At 67.8% G+C, this 633-nt stretch carries 2 pseudogenes; both read left to right on the forward strand.

Features of this window, described 5'->3' with window-relative positions:
- A pseudogene (locus tag AX750_RS22710) lies at positions 1-188 on the forward strand (sulfur oxidation c-type cytochrome SoxA); the annotation flags it as partial.
- 12 nt (positions 189-200) lie between these two features.
- Positions 201-633: pseudogene (locus tag AX750_RS22715) on the forward strand (sulfur oxidation c-type cytochrome SoxX); the annotation flags it as partial.

Here is a 633-nt window from a genome sequence, read left to right on the forward strand (position 1 = left end):
CGTCCTGGCCGACCTATCGTGTCTCGCAGAGCGCGCTGCGCACGATGCAGCACCGTCTCTGGGACTGCTACCGCCAGCAGCGCTGGCCGGTGCCCGAATACGCCTCCGACAGCCTGACCGCCTTGACGGTCTTCCTGCAGAAACAGGCCGCCGGCGGCGAGATCGCCGTGCCGTCGATCAAGCGCTGAGAGGGCGAGACGATGACCAGAACCGCTTTCGCCGCCGCGGCCTCCGCCGCCCTGCTGATCGCCGGCCCCGCCCTCGCCCAGCAGAAGCCGAGCCAGGCCACCATCGAGGCCTATGTCAAATCGACCTTTGGCAAGGCCTCCCCGGAATGGGTGGCCCGGATCACGCCCGACGAGTCGCTCGCCGTCTGCAACGCGACCCGCAACAACGTCACCTCCGCGCAATCGGAGGCGATCATCAAGCGCGAACTGGCCAAGGTCACCTATCCGGCCGACGGCAAGCTGCTCGGCGACTGGAAGAAGGGCTATGCGGTGGCCAATAACGGCCGCGGCGGCCAGTTTTCCGATCCGCCGGGAACCGTCGCCGGCGGCAACTGCTTCGCCTGCCACCAACTCGACCCCAAGGAGGTCAGCTACGGCACGCTTGGCCCTAGCCTCTCCGCCTATG

Source organism: Methylobacterium sp. CCH7-A2 (assembly GCF_001557075.1).
GTDB classification, from domain to species: Bacteria; Pseudomonadota; Alphaproteobacteria; order Rhizobiales; family Beijerinckiaceae; genus Allobosea; species Allobosea massiliensis.